The organism is Mycolicibacterium sp. MU0053 (genome assembly GCF_963378095.1).
GTDB lineage: Bacteria > Actinomycetota > Actinomycetes > Mycobacteriales > Mycobacteriaceae > Mycobacterium > Mycobacterium burgundiense.
This window is the reverse complement of sequence record NZ_OY726397.1, coordinates 5,432,746-5,453,374: the sequence shown is the minus strand read 5'-3', so window position 1 is coordinate 5,453,374 and position 20,629 is coordinate 5,432,746. Positions and strand designations below refer to the sequence as shown.

Annotated in this window: 20 protein-coding genes; 11 read left to right on the top strand and 9 right to left on the bottom strand. The window is 70.3% G+C overall.

The features are described from left to right. The first annotated feature begins 552 nt into the window (after positions 1-552). The 9 genes from rpmH to RCP80_RS25905 all read left to right on the top strand — a co-directional run bounded on the left by rpmH (position 553) and on the right by RCP80_RS25905 (position 6,856). Positions 553-696 carry a 50S ribosomal protein L34 gene (rpmH, locus tag RCP80_RS25945; protein ID WP_005142265.1) on the top strand — a complete coding sequence of 48 codons (144 nt, stop codon included), beginning with the start codon at positions 553-555 and terminating at the stop codon, positions 694-696. Positions 697-714: 18 nt separating this feature from the next. Next, entirely contained in the window at positions 715-1,071 is a 357-nt protein-coding gene (gene rnpA / locus RCP80_RS25940) for a ribonuclease P protein component (RefSeq protein ID WP_308480398.1), read from the top strand. Next, positions 1,068-1,379, top strand: a complete 312-nt coding sequence (gene yidD, locus RCP80_RS25935; RefSeq protein ID WP_308480397.1) for a membrane protein insertion efficiency factor YidD — start codon at positions 1,068-1,070, stop codon at positions 1,377-1,379. Before rnpA ends, yidD begins: the two co-directional genes overlap by 4 nt. Further along, complete coding sequence (yidC, locus tag RCP80_RS25930; RefSeq protein WP_308480396.1) at positions 1,372-2,538, top strand: membrane protein insertase YidC; 1,167 nt, start codon at positions 1,372-1,374, stop codon at positions 2,536-2,538. The genes yidD and yidC overlap by 8 nt, the downstream gene beginning before the upstream one ends. A 63-nt stretch (positions 2,539-2,601) precedes the next feature. Beyond that, positions 2,602-3,195 (top strand): Jag family protein, encoded by a 594-nt coding sequence (locus RCP80_RS25925; RefSeq protein ID WP_373693416.1) that lies wholly within the window; start codon positions 2,602-2,604, stop codon positions 3,193-3,195. A 49-nt stretch (positions 3,196-3,244) separates the two neighbouring features. After that, positions 3,245-3,946 carry a 16S rRNA (guanine(527)-N(7))-methyltransferase RsmG gene (rsmG, locus tag RCP80_RS25920; RefSeq protein ID WP_308480394.1) on the top strand — a complete coding sequence of 234 codons (702 nt, stop codon included), beginning with the start codon at positions 3,245-3,247 and terminating at the stop codon, positions 3,944-3,946. Further along, the gene (locus RCP80_RS25915; protein ID WP_308480393.1) at positions 3,943-4,905 is read left to right on the top strand and encodes a ParA family protein; all 963 of its coding nucleotides are present in this window, start codon (positions 3,943-3,945) and stop codon (positions 4,903-4,905) included. The genes rsmG and RCP80_RS25915 overlap by 4 nt, the downstream gene beginning before the upstream one ends. Before the next feature lie 2 nt (positions 4,906-4,907). Further along, positions 4,908-5,897 carry a ParB/RepB/Spo0J family partition protein gene (locus RCP80_RS25910; protein ID WP_308480392.1) on the top strand — a complete coding sequence of 330 codons (990 nt, stop codon included), beginning with the start codon at positions 4,908-4,910 and terminating at the stop codon, positions 5,895-5,897. Positions 5,898-6,103: 206 nt separating this feature from the next. Next, positions 6,104-6,856 carry an acetyltransferase gene (locus RCP80_RS25905; protein WP_308480391.1) on the top strand — a complete coding sequence of 251 codons (753 nt, stop codon included), beginning with the start codon at positions 6,104-6,106 and terminating at the stop codon, positions 6,854-6,856. Here the strand turns inward: RCP80_RS25905 and RCP80_RS25900 are convergent. From RCP80_RS25900 to RCP80_RS25865, 8 genes are all read right to left on the bottom strand, one after another. Beyond that, positions 6,853-8,064, bottom strand: coding sequence for an N-acetylmuramoyl-L-alanine amidase (locus RCP80_RS25900; protein WP_308480390.1), 1,212 nt, complete (start codon positions 8,062-8,064; stop codon positions 6,853-6,855). The genes RCP80_RS25905 and RCP80_RS25900 overlap by 4 nt on opposite strands. Positions 8,065-8,224: 160 nt before the next feature. Then, positions 8,225-8,566 carry a thioredoxin gene (gene trxA, locus RCP80_RS25895; protein ID WP_308480389.1) on the bottom strand — a complete coding sequence of 114 codons (342 nt, stop codon included), beginning with the start codon at positions 8,564-8,566 and terminating at the stop codon, positions 8,225-8,227. Then, complete coding sequence (gene trxB, locus RCP80_RS25890; RefSeq protein WP_308480388.1) at positions 8,563-9,534, bottom strand: thioredoxin-disulfide reductase; 972 nt, start codon at positions 9,532-9,534, stop codon at positions 8,563-8,565. The genes trxA and trxB overlap by 4 nt, the downstream gene beginning before the upstream one ends. 150 nt (positions 9,535-9,684) lie before the next feature. Beyond that, entirely contained in the window at positions 9,685-10,224 is a 540-nt protein-coding gene (locus RCP80_RS25885; protein ID WP_308480387.1) for an RsmA family anti-sigma factor, read from the bottom strand. Positions 10,225-10,228: 4 nt separating this feature from the next. After that, positions 10,229-10,804 carry an RNA polymerase sigma factor SigM gene (sigM, locus tag RCP80_RS25880; RefSeq protein ID WP_308480386.1) on the bottom strand — a complete coding sequence of 192 codons (576 nt, stop codon included), beginning with the start codon at positions 10,802-10,804 and terminating at the stop codon, positions 10,229-10,231. Positions 10,805-10,878: 74 nt separating this feature from the next. Beyond that, positions 10,879-14,460 carry a murein biosynthesis integral membrane protein MurJ gene (murJ, locus tag RCP80_RS25875; protein WP_308480385.1) on the bottom strand — a complete coding sequence of 1,194 codons (3,582 nt, stop codon included), beginning with the start codon at positions 14,458-14,460 and terminating at the stop codon, positions 10,879-10,881. Further along, positions 14,457-16,787, bottom strand: coding sequence for a hypothetical protein (locus RCP80_RS25870; RefSeq protein ID WP_308483031.1), 2,331 nt, complete (start codon positions 16,785-16,787; stop codon positions 14,457-14,459). Before RCP80_RS25870 ends, murJ begins: the two co-directional genes overlap by 4 nt. Beyond that, positions 16,784-17,587, bottom strand: a complete 804-nt coding sequence (locus tag RCP80_RS25865) for an NUDIX hydrolase (RefSeq protein WP_308480384.1) — start codon at positions 17,585-17,587, stop codon at positions 16,784-16,786. Before RCP80_RS25865 ends, RCP80_RS25870 begins: the two co-directional genes overlap by 4 nt. A 127-nt stretch (positions 17,588-17,714) precedes the next feature. Between RCP80_RS25865 and RCP80_RS25860 the strand changes: the two genes are divergently transcribed. Continuing rightward, complete coding sequence (locus tag RCP80_RS25860) at positions 17,715-19,211, top strand: CCA tRNA nucleotidyltransferase (RefSeq protein ID WP_308480383.1); 1,497 nt, start codon at positions 17,715-17,717, stop codon at positions 19,209-19,211. A gap of 7 nt (positions 19,212-19,218) precedes the next feature. Further along, positions 19,219-19,725 (top strand): pullulanase, encoded by a 507-nt coding sequence (locus tag RCP80_RS25855; protein WP_308480382.1) that lies wholly within the window; start codon positions 19,219-19,221, stop codon positions 19,723-19,725. A 128-nt stretch (positions 19,726-19,853) separates the two neighbouring features. Here RCP80_RS25855 and RCP80_RS25850 read toward each other — a convergent pair whose 3' ends face one another. Beyond that, positions 19,854-20,627, bottom strand: coding sequence for a TIGR03084 family metal-binding protein (locus RCP80_RS25850; protein ID WP_308480381.1), 774 nt, complete (start codon positions 20,625-20,627; stop codon positions 19,854-19,856). Between the last annotated feature and the right edge of the window lie 2 nt (positions 20,628-20,629).

Sequence of the window (20,629 nt, the reverse complement as noted above, 5' to 3'; positions counted from 1 at the left end):
GACGCTGGACACAAGCAATAGATAACGCAACGAGGGCAGTCTGTCCACATAGTTATCCACAGGTGTGGACAGACGGACTGCCTTCGTAGGCAGCCTACCGGCGAATGTCTCACGGGTTGCACAGAGAGTGGCAGCCCTAGTTGTCGTTGCGTTGGCCTGGGTGCCGTTCCGTCGGGAACAGCTTCGCCCAGAAGCTAACAGTTTTGTCTCGGAGTTCCAACCGTTCGGCAACATTGAGGTAAAGGTTTCGGTGGCGATCGCGGCGGACCCGCGTTGTTTGTGGTCAGCGGGCCCGGGCGTGGTAAGGATCGGGGGCCGCCCACCGGTCCCCGACCACGGGGTGACCGGCCGATAGCAGGTTTGACCCAGCGAATCCCTGTCAGTACCCTCGAACAGTCGCCCGGAAGTCGGCGATACGGCTGCGAACCCGAAGGTCTCCATTCGGAGATCGGGCGGAGCGCGCCGGTTACGAGCAAGACAGCAGAACTTACCAACGGCTGCCGGATGTGCCTGAGCGCAGATGTGGTGGCCACACGATGAGGAGATACAGCCGTGGCCAAGGGCAAGCGGACGTTCCAGCCGAACAATCGGCGTCGCGCACGGGTGCATGGATTCCGCCTGCGGATGCGGACGCGCGCGGGTCGCGCGATCGTGACCGGCCGGCGGCGCAAGGGACGTCGTTCGCTGACGGCCTGAGTCTGCTCGGGCAGTGACGTGCTCCCCGCGCAGCACCGGATGACCCGGTCAACCGAATTCGGTGCGACGGTCAAACAAGGAGTGCGAGCTGCACAGCCGGATCTCGTCGTGCATGTGCGTCGCGATCCCGACGGTGTAGCTGGTCCCTTGATCGGCCTGGTCGTCGGTAAGTCCGTCGGCTCCGCCGTCCAGCGACACCGCGTGGCCCGCCGGCTTCGGCATGTGGCCCGTTCTCTCCTCGACGAGTTGGATTCCGCCGATCGGGTGGTGATCCGCGCCCTGCCCGGCAGCCGCGACGCGGCGTCGGCGCGGCTGCGCCAGGAGCTGCTCTCCGGGCTGCGGCGATCGCACAAATTGATGAATGCACGTCGATGAGGACTCTGCTCGCCGACCTTCGCAGCGCGCCAGTGCGCGCGGTCATCTTCGTCATCCAGCTCTACCGGCACATGGTCTCCCCACTGCGGCTGCCGACGTGTCGATTCATGCCCACCTGTAGCCAGTACGCCGTCGAAGCCCTGAGCGAGTTCGGGTTGATCCGCGGTGGTTGGCTGGCCATGGTCCGGCTCGCGAAATGCGGTCCGTGGCATCGGGGAGGATGGGATCCAATACCCGAGCGACATCCCCATCCGCGACAGTCGCCCGACCTTCACGCCGACGACGGCAGGAACGAGTTGCATGTTTAATTGGTTCAGCCTCGACATCATCTACTACCCGGTGTCGGCGATCATGTGGGTCTGGTACAAGCTCTTCGCGTTCGTGCTGGGCCCGACGAACTTCTTCGCGTGGGCGCTCTCGGTGGTGTTCCTGGTGTTCACCCTGCGCGCGATCCTCTACAAGCCGTTCGTCCGGCAGATCCGCACCACGCGGCAGATGCAGGAACTGCAACCCCAGATCAAGGCGCTGCAGAAGAAGTACGGCAAGGATCGCCAGCGGATGGCGCTGGAGATGCAGAAGCTGCAGAAGGAACACGGGTTCAACCCCATCCTGGGCTGCCTGCCGATGCTGGCGCAGATCCCGGTGTTCATCGGCCTGTTCCACGTGCTGCGCTCGTTCAACCGCACCGGCGGCTTCGGGATCGGTGCCCAGCACCTGGATCCGGACCTGAACCGCTCGCTGGCCAACTACGTCTTCAGCGCCACCGACGTCGGGCACTTCCTGGACGCGAACCTGTTCGGTGCGCCGCTGGGTGCCTGGATGACGCAGCAGACCGGTCTGGAGGCCTTCACCCAGTACGGCGCCTTCAGCCGGCCCGCGCTGATCGCGGTCGGGGTCCCGGTGATGATCGCCGCCGGCATCGCCACCTACTTCAACAGCCGGGCGTCGATCTCGCGCCAGAGTGTCGAGGCCGCGGCCAACCCGCAGACCGCGATCATGAACAAGCTCGCCCTGTATGTCTTCCCGCTGGGCGTCGTGGTCGGCGGCCCGTTCCTGCCGCTCGCGATCATCCTGTACTGGTTCGCCAACAACGTCTGGACCTTCGGTCAGCAGCACTACGTGTTCGGCAAGATCGAGCAGGAAGAAGAAGCCCAGAAGCAGGAGGCACTCGAGCGCCGCGCGGCCAACGCTCCGGCCCCGGGCGCCAAGCCCGCGAAGCGGAAGAAGAGCGGCGACGCCGCCGGTGCCGGGAACGCCGCCACGACCGTCGCCGAGGGCACCGTCGAGAGTTCGGAGACCGCGGCCGACGACACGGCCCCCGCGGGCAACGACGCCGACACCGGAGCAGCGGCCAAGCCCGCCGCGAAGGCCCCCGCCAAGCCGCCGAACAAGGCGCAACCCAAGGCGGGCGCGGCGGGCAACCGCAAGCCCGGCCCCGGTGCCAAACCCAAGAAGCGCAAGCGCTGATCCCCAGCGCCACTGATCCCACCCCACAGTGATTCGAGAGGGACCCGAAAACAGATGACTGACATGACCGACACCGCTGACACCCCCGCCGCCGACGCCGCTGAGAGCACCCCCGCCGCGGAGACCGCCGAGCAGCCGGGGCAGCCTGCCGACGAGCTGACCGCCGACGCGCCCGAGGAGAAGGGCGCGGACCTCGAGGACCGCCTCGTCGCCGAGGGCGAGATCGCCGGCGACTACTTGGAGGAACTTCTCGACCTGCTCGACTTCGACGGGGACATCGATCTGGACGTCGAGGGCAACCGCGCGGTGGTCAGCATCGACGGCGGCGACGATCTCGAGAAGCTGGTTGGCCGCAAGGGCGAGGCGCTCGACGCGCTGCAGGAGCTGACCCGGCTGGCCGTGCACCAGAAGACGGGGGAGCGCAGCAGGCTGATGCTGGACGTCGCGGGCTGGCGTCGACGCCGCCGCGAGGAGCTCGCCGCATTGGGCGACAAGTTGGCGCGGCGCGTGGTCGAGAGCGGCGAGCGCGAGCAGCTGGCTCCGATGACGCCGTTCGAGCGCAAGATCGTCCACGACGCCGTGGCCGCCGTCGACGGTGTGCACAGCGAGAGCGAGGGCGTGGAGCCGTCGCGCCGCGTCGTCATCCTGCCCGACTGACCTGAGTTACATCGATGTAGTTCTGCGCCGACGCCCCGACCATCGGAGGATGTTTCACGTGAAACATGACGGCGTGACTGCGGTACCGCCCGCAGCACCCGACGTCTTCGGGGCGGGGCTGCCCACCGCCCAGCGCTACGTCGAGCTGCTCGCCACGGCCGGGGTTGAACGGGGCCTGATCGGTCCACGTGAGACCGACCGGCTGTGGGACCGGCATCTGCTCAACAGCGCCGCGATCGGTGAACTCGTCGACGACGGGTACCGCGTTGTCGACATCGGTAGCGGGGCCGGCCTGCCCGGCATCCCGCTCGCGATCGCGCGCCCGGACCTCACCGTGGTCCTCGTGGAACCACTGCTGCGCCGGGCATCCTTCCTGGGCGAGGCCGTGGCCGAGCTCCGACTCGAGAACGTGACAGTGGTGCGGGGGCGCGCCGAGGAGCGGTCCGTGATCGGCGACCACGGGGAGGCCGATGTGGTGACCTCGCGTGCGGTGGCGGCCCTGGACAAGGTGACGCGGTGGAGCATGCCGCTGCTGCGGACCGGCGGCATGATGTTGGCCCTGAAGGGCGAGCGGGCCGAGACGGAAGTGACCGAGCATCGGCGTGTGATGACATCGTTGGGCGCCGACGATGTGAGGGTGATGAAATGTGGCGTGACGTATTTGGAACCACCGGCAACCGTCGTCGTCGCGCGCCGGTCGGAGTCGAAGTCCGGACGGCGCACTCGTCCACCAACCAGGAGGGGACGATGACCTCACAACCACGCACCAACCGCCCGCGGCCACAACGCGCCAATGTTTCACGTGAAACATGGGAACCGGCGGGCGCCGTCAGCAGTGAATACGACACCCCCATCGGGGCCGCCGCGCAGCGCGCCACCGAGGTGCTGCACACCAATGCGCGCCTGCCCCGGCCGACGCGCCGCCGCGTCTTCACCGTCGCCAACCAGAAGGGTGGCGTCGGCAAGACCACCACGGCGGTGAACCTCGCCGCGGCGATGGCCGTCCAGGGGATCAAGACCCTCGTGATCGACCTCGACCCCCAGGGCAATGCGAGCACCGCGCTGGGGATCGACCGCCGCGAGGCGGGGACGCCGTCGTCGTACGAAGTCCTGATCGGCGAGATCCCGCTGCAGGCCGCGCTGCGCCGCAGCCCGCACAACGAACTGCTCTACTGCGTGCCGGCGACCATCGACCTCGCCGGTGCCGAGATCGAGTTGGTCAGCATGGTGGCGCGGGAGAACCGCCTCCGCACCGCGCTGGCCGAACTGGATCAGTCCGACTTCGACTACGTGTTCATCGACTGCCCGCCCTCGCTGGGCCTGCTGACGATCAACGCCCTCGTGGCCGCGCCCGAGGTGCTGATCCCGATTCAATGCGAGTACTACGCCCTCGAGGGCGTCTCGCAGCTGATGAACAACATCGAGATGGTGCGCGCCCATCTCAACCCCGCACTCAATGTCACCACGGTGCTCCTGACGATGTACGACGGGCGGACCAAGCTCGCGGACCAGGTCTCCGAGGAAGTGCGGCGGTACTTCGGGGACAAGGTGTTGCGCACCGTGATTCCCCGCAGCGTGAAGGTCTCCGAGGCGCCGGGCTACAGCATGACGATCATCGACTACGACCCTGGGTCGCGGGGCGCGATGAGTTATCTGGATGCCAGCCGCGAGATCGCCGAACGGGGCGCGAAGCCCACCGGAAAGGGATAGTCATGACGAATCCATCGAAGCGCAAGGGTGGCCTGGGTCGCGGGTTGGCCTCGCTGATTCCGACCGGTCCGACCGACGGGGATTCGACCGCACCGAGGATGGGATCGGCGGCCGCCGACGTGGTTCTCGGGGGCGGCACGGCCTCGGCCCCGACGCCGCCGGCGGTGCCCGAGAGTGACATCGGCGCGGTGTACCGCGAGATCGATCCGGCGACCATCGAGCCCAATCCCAAGCAACCCCGCCAGGTGTTCGACGACGAGGCGCTCGCCGAGCTGGTGCACTCGATCCGCGAATTTGGCCTGATGCAACCGATCGTGGTGCGTGAGGTGGCCACCGAGCCCGCGCGCTACCAGTTGGTGATGGGGGAGCGGCGCTGGCGGGCGGCCCAGGCGGCCGGGCTGGCGGCCATCCCGGCCATCGTCCGCGAGACCGCCGACGACAACCTGCTGCGCGACGCGCTGCTGGAAAACATCCACCGGGTGCAGTTGAACCCCCTGGAAGAGGCGGCGGCCTATCAGCAGTTGCTCGACGAGTTCGGCGTCACCCACGACGAACTGGCCGCGCGGATCGGCCGATCCCGCCCGCTGATCAGCAACATGATCCGGCTGCTGCGGCTGCCCATCCCGGTGCAGCGGCGCGTCGCGGCCGGAGTGCTCTCGGCCGGGCACGCCCGCGCCCTGCTGTCGCTGGACGCGGGCCCGGAGGCGCAGGAGGAACTGGCCGCGCGCATCGTCGCCGAGGGGTTGTCGGTCCGGGCGACGGAGGAGGCCGTCACCCTGGCCAACCGCGCCGACGGGCCGGGTTCCGCGCCGCAGCGCCGCAAGCCGATCCAGATGCCGGGCCTGCAGGACGTTGCTGAGCGGCTGTCGGGAGCCTTCGATACCCGCGTGATGGTCAGCCTTGGCAAACGCAAGGGCAAGATCGTGGTCGAGTTCGGCTCGGTGGAGGACTTGCAACGGATTGTCGACCTGATGGACAAAACGGCCCGCTGAATTCCAGGTCCAGGCATACCGTTGAATTACGTCACTGTGACACAGCGGCGCACCAGCCGCGGGCCACGAGTGCGCACTTCAGTCAATGTTGTTGTGCGCCATAGAAGTTCGGTACAAATCCGCGCTACTGGTGGGGATGACGGTTCCTCTCCTATTCTGAAGGGGCTGCCGCACACCGCGGCACCGCAGAAAGGTCCGACAACCTAGTGTCTGCTCGCATCTCGCCGCTTCAGCTCGAAGCTTTCGAGCTGCTGCCCAAGCACGCGCGCCGGTGTGTGTTCTGGGAGGTCGATCCGGACATCGTGGGACGCGAGGACCATCTCACCGACCCCGAATTCGAGAAGGAAGCCTGGCTGTCGATGGTCATGCTCGAGTGGGGTTCCTGCGGACAGGTGGCCTCCGTCGGGCCGCCGCCGGTCGAGGCGGGCGGTGCCGAGGAGGCACCGTGCGTCGGTTACATCCTCTATGCCCCGCCGCACGCGGTGCCGCGCGCGCAGCGGTTGCCGACGGGACCGGTCAGCGCCGACGCCGTGCTGCTCACCTCGATGGGCCTGGAACCGGGCTACGAGTCCGACGGTCTGCCGCACACGCTGATCGCCCAGGTCATTGCCGAACTCATCCGACGCGGGGTGCGCGCACTGGAGGCCTTCGGCCGCACCGCCGACGCGGATCTGATCGATCTCGCCACCGCCGACCCCGAGACGCGGTCGGCGATCGAGGCTCTCGGCGACTGCTCGTTCGAGCACTGCATGATCGAGGCCGACTTCCTGCAGGAGGTCGGGTTCGTGGAGGTCGCACCGCACCGGTACTTCCCGCGGCTGCGGCTCGAGCTGGACCGGGGCCTGGGCTGGAAGGCCGAGGTCGAGGCGGCGCTGGAGCGGTTGTTGAATTCCGCGGAGCTGCAACAGCCCGTCGGGGCGGCAGCCGCCGGCGGCGGCGCCCAGCAGGTACCGGTCTAGCGGCTGGCCTGCTCCACCGACAGTTCGTGGGCCAGCAATTCGGCGAACGTGAAGGTGCCCGTCGGCCGGTCGTTCTTGCCGAGCAGGTACAACCGCTTCACGGCGGCAAGAATGCCCTCCGCGATCGCGTCCCGGGTCTGGGTCGACACCAGCATGGCGCGGTCCCGCGAATTGCTGATGTAGCCGACATCGACCTGCACCGTGGGCATCCGGGTCAACCGGAGCAGCTCCCAGGTGCGGCCATGGCTGCGGCAATCGCGTAAACCGGTGCGCGCGACCACTTCTCGTTGGATGAAATCGGCGAGATTGCGCCCGATGGTGGACACCGACCCGTGCGAGTTGCCGAAGTAGAAGGAGGCCACACCGTTGGCGGCCGGATTGGGCTGGGTGGCGCAGCGCAGGCTGATCATCAGGTCGGCGCCGACGCCGTTGGCGGTCTCGGCGCGCTGCGCATCGGAGGGACCGTGGTTGGCCGGCCGGGACAGGAAGGTCTCCATGCCGATGGCGGTCATGCGGCCCTCGAGCCGACTTGCCAAGTCCCACAAAATGTCTGCTTCGCTGATCGGGCCGCCCGCACCCTGGGTCAGCACGCCCAGATCGTGCCCGCCGAGGCCCGGATCGATGATGATGCGTTTCCCGGACAGCTTCGGGCCGGACCGGCGCACCATTTCTTCCTCGCGGATCGCGTGCGGGGAACCGCCCGTGACCCGCGAGCCCAGAAAATACAAGGAACGCAGGGTTTCCGGGCCGCAGATACCGTCGGCGGCCAGGCCGTACTCGCGCTGATAGGACATCAGGGCGTTGTGGGTCTGCAGCCCGAAATGCCCGTCGACCAAACCGGTGTAGAAACCGAGGTCCTGCAGGCGAGCCTGCAGCGTCGCGACATCGTCGCCGTACATCGGGGCGCCGAACTGGTGGTTGAGCGTGCGGGCGCCCAGGCGATAGGACGCCTCCTTGATGGCCCGGTAGGTGGCCTCGCCGACGATCCCGTCGACCAGCAGGGCGCGGTGCTGCTGGAAGGCGCGCACCGCCTCATCCAACTCGGCGTCGAACAGGTCCACCGCGACATGCTTTCCGGTGGTCAAGTCGGCGTCCGGGCTGTCGATCAGACCCAGCGCCGCCAACGCGGCGCGGATCTCGGTCACAGCGAGGCCGCGGTCTCCGAGACGGAGCACGTCAGGAGCGGCTCCGTGGCGGGGACTCGACATGAGTTAGGGCCCTTCGGTCACGGCGGTCGGAGTCCCTCGGGGACGCCGACCATGGCAAGGCAGACTGCGATTATTGTCGCAGACCTGCGCCGGAATCGGGAAAACGCCAGGCCAATGCGAGCGTCGCCGCGGCCGGGTGGCCGCGGCCGCTGGCAAACGGTCAGCTAACGAAGTCGGCGATTTCGCGCAGCAGCGCAGCCTTGCCCTTGGCCCCGACAATCCGCTTTACCGGCTCGCCGTCCTTGAACAGGATCAGCGTCGGAATCGACACCACCGAGAAGCTCTGGGCCGTGTTCGGATTGGCATCCACGTCGAGTTTGGCGACGGTCAGCTGGCCGCCCTTCTCCGCGGCGATCTCCTCCAGCACCGGCGCGACCATCTTGCACGGACCGCACCAGGTGGCCCAAAAGTCCACCAGCACAGGGGTATTGCTCTTCAGGACGGTCTCGGAGAACGAGCCGTCGGTGACCTCGATGGTGGCGTGCTTGTCGGAAGTTGTCATTGCTGAGCTCCAATCAGATCGATGTTCTCGTCGCTGGCCTCGGCGAGCCAGCGTTCGGCGTCGATGGCCGCCGCACAGCCGCTGCCGGCGGCCGTGATCGCCTGCCGGTAGGTGCGGTCCACCAGGTCGCCCGAGGCAAACACGCCCTCGACGGAGGTGGCGGTGGTCTGACCCTGCACCAGCACGTAGCCGTCGGCGTCGAGATCCAGCGTGTCGCGGACCAGCTCCGAGCGCGGATCGTGGCCGATTGCGACGAAGACGCCGGTGACCGGCAGCACCGATTCGCTGCCGTTGGCCGTATCGCGAACCCGCAGGCCGGTGACGGTGTCGGTGCCCTCGACCGCGAGCACCTGGGTGTTGGTCAGGAAGGTGATCTTGTCGTTGGTGCGGGCCCGCTCGAGCATGATCTTGGAGGCGCGGAACTCGTCGCGGCGGTGCACCAGGGTGACGCTGCGGGCGAACCGGGTCAGGAAGGTGGCCTCCTCCATAGCGGAGTCGCCACCGCCGATCACGGCGATGTCCTGGTCCTTGAAGAAGAACCCGTCGCAGGTCGCGCACGAACTGACGCCACGCCCGAGCAGCTCCTGCTCACCGGGAACCCCCAGGTAGCGGGGGGCGGCACCCATGGCCAGGATCACCGAGCGAGCGTGGAAGGTCTCGCCGCCGGCGGTGGTCACGGACTTCACCGGGCCGGTCAACGACACCGCTTCGACGTCCTCCATCTGCAGGTCCGCGCCGAACCGCAGCGCCTGCTCCCGCATCTGGTCCATCAGATCCGGGCCCTGGATGCCGTCTTTGAAGCCGGGGTAGTTCTCCACCTCGGTGGTGGTCATCAGGGCACCGCCGAAGGCGCTGCCCTCGAATACCAGGGGTGCCAGCTGGGCGCGGGCGGTGTAGATCGCCGCGGTATAGCCGGCCGGGCCGGAGCCGATGATGATGACCTCGTGGACGGTCGGACTGGCGCTCATGCGGGCCTTTCTGGGTTCTCTCGGAGCGGCCTCGGGTGCTGGGCCGGAACACTGTCTAGTAACACCAGCGTAGGCGCGGCTGTTCCGCGGCGTCGCTGGGCACATCGATCGTCGCACGCCGGCGGCGGTGACGGGCCTGGTCGCCCGCGGTCAGGGCGGATCGCCCGGGTCGGGCCGGGCCACCGTGGTCTGGGCCAACAAACCGGTGTCGGCGGCGTTGCAGTTCGGCGCGACGACGACGGCGGTCAACTCGGTGGCGCTGCCGCCCGGCAGCACCAGCAGGATTCCGGGTGCTCCGGCGACCTCGATCGGGCGGGCGCCCAGCGCCCGGGTGGCGGCCGGGTAGCCGAGGCCGGACAGGCAGGACGCCCGACGACCGGGCACCGTCAGCGCCCCGAAATCGGGCGGGCGGTGCAGCAGGGCGACGATGTCCGGTTCGGACAGCGGCACGGTCGGTGTGACGGTGATGTGCTGGGCCGATGTCGGCGTCGACGGCACCGGGCCGGGGGACATCAGCAGCGCCGCGCTGCCGACCCCGACGGCCACCAGCGCCGCCGCGCCGCCGAGGAGCGCGGCGGTCCGCCGGGCCGGGCGGGGCGCCGGCCGCGCGCTGTGCCCGGCGCCTCCGGAGCCGACGCCGGTGACCCGGTGCGGTCGGGGATCGCCCTGCTGGGGCGGGGTGGACGGCACCGGATCAGTCTCCGGTAACCTCGCCGTCCCGGTGTGGTCGGGGGGCCAGTGCCTGCCGCAGCCGGCTGCGGGCCCGGGCCCGCCTGCTCTTGACGGTGCCCTCCGGGACCCCCAGCAGCCGCGCGGCCTCGGCGACCGTGTAGCCGTGCAGGTCGACCGTGAGCACCGCGGCGCGTTGGTCGGCGGGTAGCCCCCGCAGCGCGGAGCGGACCAGCAGCGTGGTCTCCAGCCGGGGCGTCCAGTCGGCCACGGGGTGCTCGTCCTCGTCGAACCACACCTCGGGCCGGGCCGCCAGGGCGCGGCCCCGGTCGATGCAGGCGTTGTGCACGATCCGGTACAGCCAGCTGCCGACGGTGGCGCGGTGCCCGAAGCTGTCCGCGGCGCGGTGCGCGGCCAGCATCGCGTCCTGCATCGCGTCGGCGGCGTCCTCGGGGGTCGGGCTGCGCGCGGCGGCCAGGCGGTGCAGCCGGCGCCGATGCCGGGTGAACAGTTCGGCGAACGCCCCCGCGTCACCGGCGACGTGCGCCGTGAGCAGTTCGGCATCGGAGCGCGGGGTGTTCTCGGAGCTGTCGCTGACCACCGGGTGGACGGTAGGGACCGCGGCGACCGGCGGCACTTCGCCGCCTGGCCGGGTGTGGACAACCCCCGGTCAGATCATTCCGCGGCGTGGACGGTGACCTCGGCGATGTCGGTGCGGCTCTCGCCATCGGTGCTGCCGAGGGTCGAAATCCACACCAGCACATTGGATGTCGGCTCGGACGAGTCGACCTCGATGGTGTTGGTGCCGCGGCGCATGGTGGCCGGGTCCGTCAAGGCGGTGGTGTCCTCGAGTGTGGATGGATTCGCCGACGACGACGACCGGATCTGAATCTGGGTGCCGGTGCTGGACAGATCGACGGTGACCGCACCGATCTTCGTCGGCTCCGGCAGGGTCAGCAGCAACCCGACGCCGGATTTGAAGTCGGGGAACGGCACCGCATCGGAGTAGGTGTCGGTGGGCCACACCGTGGAACGGTCGCCGTCGATCGCCAGCGCGGCCAGGCTCGGCGCATCGGCACCGCCGCCGGGCGAGAACACCGTCACGCCGGCGGGTTTGACCGCGGTGCCGGCCGGGGTGGTGGTGCCGTCGTCCCCGGCGGTGGCGGTGGTCGGCGGGTTCAGGCCCAACTGATCGCCGTCGAGGCCGCCCCCGACATCGCCGAAGATGCGACCGAGCAGGGTCGCGAGCACGATCAGGGCGACCAGCACGATGGCGCCGGCGACGCCGCCACCGATCAGCAGGGCGCGCCGCCGCCGCGCGGCGGTCTCCTCGTCGAGGGTGACCTCGGTGCCGACCTGAGACCGGTCCTGATCGATCGGTTCGATCAGCTCGGTGCGGTCGGCCACCGCGGTGGTCTGCTGCAGCAGGTTCAACAGCGTTGGGGCGGTGCGGATCCCGCCACCCTCCTGCACGGAACGGGCCGCGGCCGCCGAGATCTGGAACGGGATCGCGCGGTCGACGGAGCGGGGTTCGACGGGTTGGCCGGCGGCGTCCAAGTCCGCCGGTGCCAGCCCGCTGGGTTCACCGGTCTCCGGCAGCGGCCAGCGGTTCACCAGCAGCGCGTACAGCGCGGCGCCGGTGCCGCGGATGTCGTCCTCGGGGGTGGCCTCGGGCATGGTGGCCGGGAACGCCAGGACGACGTCGCCCTCCACGCTGACCCGGATCCGGCTGGGGTGATCGATCGACAGCGCGACCCCGGCCTGGTGCGCGGATTCGGCTGCGGCAGCCAGCGATTGGACCGCGCGGGCACCGCCGATCGGCGACGGCGAGGTGTCCGCGACCTCTTGTAGGGAGCCGCCCCGAATCCACTCCGAGACCACCAGACCACCGGAACCGGTGTCGGTGACGTCCAGCACGCGGGCGATGCCGAGCGCTTCGACCCGGCTCAACCGCATTGTGCGGGAAAGGATTTCACGGACCTCACCGGGCGGCAGGACCCCCTCGGGATCGACGAACGTCAACGCGACCTGGCGATTGAGCGCCGTGTCGAGCGCCTGCCAGAACTGCAGATGTTCGGGGCCGCCGTGGAACACCAGCAGTCGGTAGCGGCCGTCGGCGATGCTGGCGCCGGGGATCAGGTAGACGTCATCGGTGCCGGCATCCACGGAGCGTTCGCTGGGCGGATCGAATGCCATGGGTTCCCGGCTGGGATCACCGGCGAAGTCGGCGTGGGGTCGCTGCGGCGGCTCCGACGACGGGCCCGCGGCCGTCGGTGGTCCATCGGCTCCGGAATCGGCGGCGGCCTGCCGGGGACGGTCGCCGGCGGCGTCGGTCAGGGGGCTGCCCGCGGGGTCATCGTCCACCACCGGTCCTCCTGCGTTTCCAGCCCCGGCAACCTCTGCCGGCGTCCCCGGCCGGGTTGCTGCGTGGGTCGGCCACGACGCCGGCGGGGGCGAATTCCTCTGCTCAGGGTACTGGACCGCGGCACGGCTCGGATCCGAGTGGGAGACACCGGATCCAGTTGCGGCTACCGCGTGACCGCGCCGTAACCGGGTCAAGACCGCGGTCTTCGCCGCCAGCGCCTCGGGCACCTTCGCCAGCACCAGCACCGCGACGACGACCGGCAGCATCAGGGCGCCGATGATCGCCAGCCGCAGCAGCGAGCCCGCCCCGCCCCACGCCTCGGTCAGTTCCGCCAGGCCCAGCAACGTATCGGCGACATAGCCCAGCAAACCCGCCAGCAGGGACGCGGTGATGGTCACCAGGATGGTGCGGACCACCGCCACGCCCAGCAGTCGGCCACCGGGCGGGCGCAGCGTCCGGCGCAGCAGCACATAGCCGGCCACCGCGCCCACCAGGAAGCCGAGGCCGTTGGCCAGACCCAGGAATCCGGCCACCAGGTCCGGGTTGCTGGTCATGTGCGGGGCCAGCACCGAGGCCACGATCTTGACAATGGTGATCACCACGATGATCGCGATCGGGATCCAGGGCTGCTCCCGCGCATAGAACACCCGCAGTTGCAGCAGCACCAGGGCGTAGGGCACCAAGGTGAACGCGGACAACGCGATTGAGATGCCGAGATAGTTGGCGTCCACCGACCCGAAATTGCCGTAGGCGAACAGCGCGGAACCGATCGCCGGCCCGCCGACGGTCATGAACGCGACGATCGGGATCAGGGTGATCATCGTCAGCCGGGTGGCCAACGACAGGTCGGCGAGCACGGCGGGGGAGTCGTTGGCCGCGGCGTTGCGGCTCAGCCTCGGCATCACCACGGTCAGCACGGTCACGCCGATCATCCCGAACGGCAGCATCAGCACGAGCCAGGTGTAGTTGTAGATCGCGGGCCCGGAAGCCGCGGCCCCACTGGCGATCTGGTTGCCGACGATCAGCCCGATCTGGCTGATCAGGACGTAGAGCACCATGGCCGCGGCCATCGCGCCGAAGCGCTTCAGGCGGGCGTCGATGCCCCACAGCGGGCGCAGGCTGATCCGTTCCCGGCGGATCGCCAGCAACAGCACGGCGGTCTGCGCCACCACCCCCAGCGTGGTGCCGATGCCCAGCACCAGCAGTTTCGGGTTGCCCATCTGCACCGGATCCACCGACAGTTCACCGGGCACCAGCAGGTAGAGCACCAGCGTCGCGATGGCCACCACGTTGTTGATCACCGGCGCCCAGGCCGGTGCCCGAAACTCATTGCGATTGTTCAGGATTGCCATGAACACCGACGACAGCCCGTAGAAGATCACCTGCGGCAGCAGCAGATAGGCGAACGCCCGCGTGAGCGGCTCGTTGACCTGCGGGTGACTGCCCAGCATGAGCCGCACCAGCAGCGGGGCGCCGGCCACCGACAACACCGTGGTGATGAGCAGCAGCGTGGTCGCCAGCGTGACCAGCCGCCGGACGAATGCGGCGCCGCCGTCGGCGTCCTCGCGCTCGGCCCGCGCCAGGACCGGCACGAAGATCGCGGTGAACGTCGCCTCCAGCACCAGCGCGGCCACCAGGTTGGGCAACTGATTGGCGACCGTGAACGAACTCGACAGCGCCGCGCCCAGGATGGCCGCCAGCAACACGATGCGGATGAAGCCGGTGATCCGGCTGACCAGCGTGGCAATGGCCATGCCCCACGACCGGGACACGACGGCCGCGTCGGTCAACTCCGGGCGCACCGGCCGACCCGAGCCCGCGGCGGCCGCCGGTGGTGGCGGCAGCGGTGTGGAGCGGGGGCGCCTGCGGCGGGCGTCCTGCGGTGCGTTCATGGTGTGGGTTCTGGTCGATCCAGGTCGGCGGGGTCGGGTTGACCTCGGAAACGGTGCCACAGTCGGCGCGCGGTCAGCGTGATGAGCACCGCCGCGGCCGCCAGGGTGATGATGAACAACACCTTGCCGTAGGCGTTGGAGTGCACCGACAGCCGGACCGGTTCACCGAGCGTCAGCCCGTCGGGGGTGTGCAGCGACACGTCGACGGCCACCCGCTGGCTGAAGTGCACCTCGACCGGGATGTGGATCGGCAGGTAGCCGGGCGGTAGTTCCTGTTCGCCGATGTCGGTGACCGACATGCCGGGCGGGGCGTCGACCGCGAGGCGCACCCGGATCGGCACCGCCAGGTCGTTGCGCAGCGCCAGCGGCAGCGGGCTGCGCTCGGTGGCCAGCGTGTAGGAGCCGCCCGGGTTCACCACCGTCACGGCCCCGAACAGGTCGTGGACGGTGCGGCCCACCACGGCCAGCCGCTGCGCGGCCAGTTCGTTGCGCACCTCGGGGCGTTCGGCCTGGCTCAGCGCACGCAGCATGTCCTCGCGCAGCGGCGCGGTGTATTGCAGCCCCGTCAGGCCGGTCTGGTTGTTGGTGGTCAGCGCCGCGGTCAGGCCCCACAGCCGACCCACCTGACCCGCGATGGTGTTGACGACGCCGTCGTCGAACCGGACCTGCGGGTCGATTCGCGAGACCGCGTCGGGATCCGGCGTCGCGGGCAGCCCCGCGGCCTCGGCGACGACGGCGGGCAGCGGCCGCGCGGTCGCCAGGCCGGAGCGGATCGTGGTCGCCAACGTGGTCAGGATCGCCTGGGCGTCATCGGGCGCCAGGTCCCAGGTCAGCGGCGGCATCAGGATCTGGCTGCGTGGCTCGGCCTGCGGGTCGAGGCTGCGCCACAGCATGGCGCCGAGCGCGTCCTGCCGCCGCGCGGTGCGCGAGTCGTCCCGCGGCGGCACCGCCAGTGACTCGTCGAGGTAGTTCGGTTCCACCGGCGCTTCGCCCGCGGCGGCGAGCGCGGCCGCGACGGCCGGGTCGAACGGCGCGACGACCACCTGCGGGGAGAGCCGGCGCACCGTCAGGTCGGCCGGATCGGTGGCGGTCGAATCGCCCGCCGCGATGGCCACGGTATTGCCCTGGGCGCTGAGCAGTTCCACGGTGCGGCGGCTCAGCGTGCCGTCGCCCACGAGTGTTGCGCCGCGCACCGACCGCACGCCCAGCAGCCCGTCCACCAGGTTGGCGGCGCCCACGGTGGTGAAGCCGCTCAGGCCGCGGTCGTTGACCCGCTGCAGCGCGTCGAGGTCGGCCTGGGCGTACGGCGCGGCCACCACACACATGCGCGCGGCCAGGGCCCGCAACCGGTCGAGCCAGGCGATCGCGGCGGCCTGCCCGGTACCGGGGTGGCTCGCGGTGCCGAGCCCGTCGCCGGCGTCGGCCACGACGTAACCGCCGGTCATCGCGTTCACCGTGACCAGCAGGTCGGGATCGACGGCCAGGCACAGGGCGCGGGTCACCTCGCCGCCCGGGTCCACCGGATCGCTGGTGGCGAACTCCGCGGCGCCCAGCAGCGTGTCGAGGCGACCGCCGGCGGCCAGCGACGTCGCCAGGTCGTCGTCCATCAGCCGCACCGGGGCGGTTCCGCCGGGTACGCCCGGCGCCAGCCGGGGCCGGTCGGCCAGCGGCCACAGCATTGTCGTCTGCACCGGCTTGCTGGTGTCCGGGGGGATGACGGCTTCGAGTGCGTCGGTGCCGACGGGTCCGGTGTCGCCGGTGGAATCCTCCCGGGGCACCCCGAGGACCGGCAGCAGGAACCGGGCGTCGTCGAGGCGCGCCGGCGCGCCGTAGTCGGGGGTGCCGTTGACATTGATCAGCAGCGGATACACCCCGGGGTCGGCGACCCCGAGCGCCGGTTCGGCGTCCGAGCGCAGCGGGTAGCTGAACCGGAACGGCACCTGCTGCCCGCGCGCCAGCTGGTCCGACAGCGTGACGAACTCGCCGACCGGCCCGAACTGATCGGTCGGTCCGGTCAGGTCGGTGCGCAACGCCTCGGCGGCGCCGACGGCCGGCGCGTGCTCGAGGCGGGCCACCACGTCGCGGACGATCCGGTCACCGACATTGGTGACCGAACCGGTGACGGTGACGGTGGAACTGCTCGCGGTGGTGACCACGTCGGGGTTGACGGTGTCGATGCTGATGATCAGGAACGGGGCGGGCTGCTCCGAGGCTTCGCCGGGGGCGGCGGCCGCGGGCAGCGCGGCGGGCAGTAGCAGCATCGCCAGGATTGCCAGCATGGTCACGATGCGGGAGGCCGCGCTCGGCCGGCGCCGCAGCGCGTTCATGGCGACTGTCCGCAACCGTTCGTCCGTCCCGAAGCGGATTCGTCACTGTGGCGGTCGCGGGTGCGCGAGTGGGTCTGCGGTCGGCGCCGCGGCGCGCTCGGCGGCAGCGGCGGCAGCGCGTCGGGCCCATGGGTCTGCAGCCGGTGGATCAGGTCGCCGGCGACCTGGGCCAGCCGACGTTCGTCGGCGTAGGCGAGCCGGGCCGGCAGTTCCGGCAGCGGAACCCAGGCCACCTCGCTGACTTCGACGTCCTCGTCGGACAGCTCGCCGCCGGTGAACCGCAGCAGGTAGTGGTGCACGGTCTTGTGCACGCGCCGGCCCTCGGTGACGAACCAGTAGTCGATGCTGCCGAGCGCGGCCAGCACGCTGCCCTGGATGCCGGTCTCCTCGGCGACCTCCCGGATGGCGGTCTGCTCGGCGGTCTCGCCCTGCTCGATGTGTCCCTTGGGCAGCGACCACAGCATCCGGCCGCGCCGGTCGATGCGTCCGATCAGGGCCGCGCTCTGCTCGGCGGGCGGGCTGTCGATGCGGTCGATCACCAACCCACCGGCCGACGTCTCGTGCACGGTGCGCAGCCGGGGCGGACGCGCGCGGCGGTTCTTGCCCTGCGACGGTGCGGACGGGCGCTTGGCGGCGGCGATGTTCGGGGTGGTCTTGGGGGTGCTCACCGCGGGCGGGACAGCGGCGTCGAGGTGGCTGTCGGGATGACCGTCGCCGGCGGGCTGGGCGGGTCCGGCGGCACGACGACCACGGCGCCGACCTCGGCGCCGTCGTGGTTTGGCCTGTTCGCCGTCGGACACCCAAGCGATAGTAGCTGCCACGGAGGTGGCCCCATGCCGCCACTCGCCGCTGCTGCGATATCGAGACCGGCCCGTAGTCGAGGAGGTATTAGACCGAGGTCGTCGCGGCGCATTAGGCTCACCGAACGTGTCTGAGCCCCGTCCGAGCGCCGCCGCCGCCGATCCTCCAACCGAGGACGACGCCGCGCTGCTCGCGCGCGCCGTGGTGGCGTTGCGCCGGCACGACGAGCCGCTGCGCGAACTCGGGGCGCTGTTCGCCGCCGCCGGCCACGAGCTGTACCTGGTGGGCGGCAGCGTCCGCGACGCGCTGCTGGGACGCCTGGGCCCGGACGCAGATCTGGATTTCACCACCGGTGCGCACCCCGAAGTGGTGCAGGGCATCGTCCGGCCGTGGGCCGACGCGATGTGGGACACCGGCATCGAGTTCGGCACCGTCGGGGCCGCCCGCCGCCAGAACCGGGTGGAGATCACCACCTTTCGCGCCGACACCTACGACCGGGTGTCCCGGAATCCGCAGGTGCGTTTCGGGGAGCGCCTCGACGACGACCTGATCCGCCGCGACTTCACGGTCAACGCGATGGCGGTGCGGATCGAGGCCGACGCGCCCGGTGGCATCGGCGAGTTCGTCGACCCGCTGGGCGGTCTGGCCGCGCTGCGCGCCCGGGTGCTGGACACCCCGTCGGCGCCCGAGGTGTCCTTCGGCGACGATCCGCTGCGAATGCTGCGCGCGGCGCGGTTCGTGTCCCAGCTGGGTTTCACGGTCGCGCCGCGGGTGCGGACCGCGATCGAGCAGATGGCCCCGGAGTTGGGTCGGATCACCGCCGAGCGGATCGCCGCCGAACTGGACAAGATGATCCTCGGGGCCCATCCGACCGACGGCATCGACCTGATGGTCGAGTCGGGGATGGGGGAGCAGGTGCTGCCGGAGGTCGGCGCGATGCGGATGGCCATCGACGAACACCACCAGCACAAGGACGTCTACCAGCATTCGCTCACGGTGCTGCGCCAGGCCATCGAGTTGGAGCGTGGCGAGCCCGACCTGGTGTTGCGCTGGGCGGCGCTGCTGCATGACATCGGCAAGCCCGCGACCCGGCGCCACGAACCCAATGGCGGCGTGAGCTTCCATCACCACGAGGTGGTGGGCGCGAAGATGGCCCGCAAGCGGATGCGCGCGCTGAAGTATTCGAAGCAGATGGTCGATGACGTGTCCCAGCTGGTGTACCTGCACCTGCGCTTCCACGGCTACGGCGACGGGCGGTGGACGGATTCGGCGGTGCGTCGCTACGTCACCGATGCCGGGCCGCTGCTGGAGCGGCTGCACCGATTGGTCCGCGCCGACTGCACCACCCGCAACAAGCGGCGCGCGGCGCGGCTGCAGGCCAACTACGACGACCTCGAGGCACGCATCGCGGAGTTGGCCGCCAAGGAGGACCTCGAGCGGGTCCGGCCCGACCTCGACGGCAACGAGATCATGAAGCTGCTCGACATCCCGGCCGGTCCGCAGGTCGGGCGGGCGTGGAACCACCTCAAGGAACTGCGGATGGAGCGCGGGCCGCTGAGCCACGACGAGGCCGTCGACGAATTGTTGAAATGGTGGAACGCCGCGGGCGGCTCGCCCGTCTGATCCGGGTATGGAGTACTGCATGGGTGCCGACGACGGCACCGCTTCGATGTGGACCGCCGAACCCGACGTCGACGCCGATAGCGACGGCATCCTGGACGGGGTCGCGGTGGATTTCGACGGCGACGGGACGTTCGACGACGCGCTGGTCGACCTGGACGCCGACGGGCTGGCCGACCACGCCGTGCTGAACTACGCCGGACCGGCCGGCGAGTGGTTCACCGATGACGGTTCCGGGACCTGGGCGGTGGCGGCCGCGGCGCCGGGCACCGGCACGGGCCTGCGCTGGTACGGCCTCGACGGCGTGGAACAGTCCGGCGGTCCGCTGGTCGATTTCGACGCCGACGGGCTGGCCGACGACCGGCTGTGGGACGGCGACGGGGACGGGTTGGCCGACCGGGTGATCGCCGAGGACGGATCGGTCGGCTTCGTCGACGTCGACGGGGACGGTCGGATGGACATCAAGTTGGTGGATTCCGACGGCGACGGCGCCGCCGACGACGCGGGCGCGCTGTAGCGAGGCCGAGCGCTGGCGCGCTCAGCGGCCCGCGCGGTGCTTGATGCGGCGTGGCTCCGCTTCGCGCGGGCGCTCAGCGGCCCACGCGGAGCCTGATGCGGTCCGGCTCCGCAGTCGCGCTGGCGCGCTCAGCGTCCCGGCCCGGGCGGCCCCGCGAAGGCCTGCGCGATGGTCAGCCAGTGCTCGGCGTCGGGGCCGTGGGCGACCACATCGAGTTCGCGCCGCGGTCGGCGCTGCGTGACCAACGCACAGAAATCCGCGGCCGATCCGGTCACCCGCTGTGCGGCGTCCGGCGGTCCCCACGTCCAGGTGTCGCCGTCGGGCGCGCGTAGTTCCACGTGAAACGGTGCGCCCGGCGGGGTTTCGCCGTGCACGGCGTAGGCGTAGTCGCGGGTCCGGACCCCGATGTGCGCGATCGACTTCAGCCGCGCGGTGGGCTCGCGCTGGACCCCGAGCGCATCGGCGACGTCGAGACCGTGGGCCCAGGTCTCCATCAGCCGCGCCGTGGCCATCGATGCGGCGCTCATCGGCGGGCCGAACCAGACCAGCTTGCGGCCGTCGGGCACCGTGCGCAGCGCGTCGTGCAGCAGCGTGCGGGTGCGGCGCCAGTCGGCCAGCAGTTCCGGCGGCGGCATTGTGGCGAGTTCCTCGGCGGCCGCATCGACGAACCCGGTGGGGTTGGCCGCGGCCGACGCCAGCACGTCGCCGAAACCCGCCTCGTCGGTGACCGAGACCAGCGATGCCCGGTCGGTCCACAGCAGGTGCGCGATCTGATGGGCGACGGTCCAGCCCGGCGCCGGGGTCGGGCGCGCCCAGTCGTCCGCTGCCAGCGGCGCCACCAGGGCGTCGAGTTCGGTGCTCTCGGCGACGAGGTCATCGATGATCGCTCCGGCGGAACCCATGA

Bases quoted from the DNA above. Each gene is read 5' to 3' on its own strand.
- yidD (WP_308480397.1), top strand. From the start codon at position 1,068: ATGAGGACTCTGCTCGCCGACCTTCGCAGCGCGCCAGTGCGCGCGGTC.
- yidC (WP_308480396.1), top strand. From the start codon at position 1,372: ATGTTTAATTGGTTCAGCCTCGACATCATCTACTACCCGGTGTCGGCG.
- RCP80_RS25925 (WP_373693416.1), top strand. From the start codon at position 2,602: ATGACCGACACCGCTGACACCCCCGCCGCCGACGCCGCTGAGAGCACC.
- rsmG (WP_308480394.1), top strand. From the start codon at position 3,245: ATGTTTCACGTGAAACATGACGGCGTGACTGCGGTACCGCCCGCAGCA.
- RCP80_RS25915 (WP_308480393.1), top strand. From the start codon at position 3,943: ATGACCTCACAACCACGCACCAACCGCCCGCGGCCACAACGCGCCAAT.
- RCP80_RS25910 (WP_308480392.1), top strand. From the start codon at position 4,908: ATGACGAATCCATCGAAGCGCAAGGGTGGCCTGGGTCGCGGGTTGGCC.
- RCP80_RS25900 (WP_308480390.1), bottom strand. From the start codon at position 8,064: ATGTCGAGTCCCCGCCACGGAGCCGCTCCTGACGTGCTCCGTCTCGGA.
- trxA (WP_308480389.1), bottom strand. From the start codon at position 8,566: ATGACAACTTCCGACAAGCACGCCACCATCGAGGTCACCGACGGCTCG.
- trxB (WP_308480388.1), bottom strand. From the start codon at position 9,534: ATGAGCGCCAGTCCGACCGTCCACGAGGTCATCATCATCGGCTCCGGC.
- murJ (WP_308480385.1), bottom strand. From the start codon at position 14,460: ATGAACGCACCGCAGGACGCCCGCCGCAGGCGCCCCCGCTCCACACCG.
- RCP80_RS25870 (WP_308483031.1), bottom strand. From the start codon at position 16,787: ATGAACGCGCTGCGGCGCCGGCCGAGCGCGGCCTCCCGCATCGTGACC.
- RCP80_RS25855 (WP_308480382.1), top strand. From the start codon at position 19,219: ATGGAGTACTGCATGGGTGCCGACGACGGCACCGCTTCGATGTGGACC.
- RCP80_RS25850 (WP_308480381.1), bottom strand. From the start codon at position 20,627: ATGGGTTCCGCCGGAGCGATCATCGATGACCTCGTCGCCGAGAGCACC.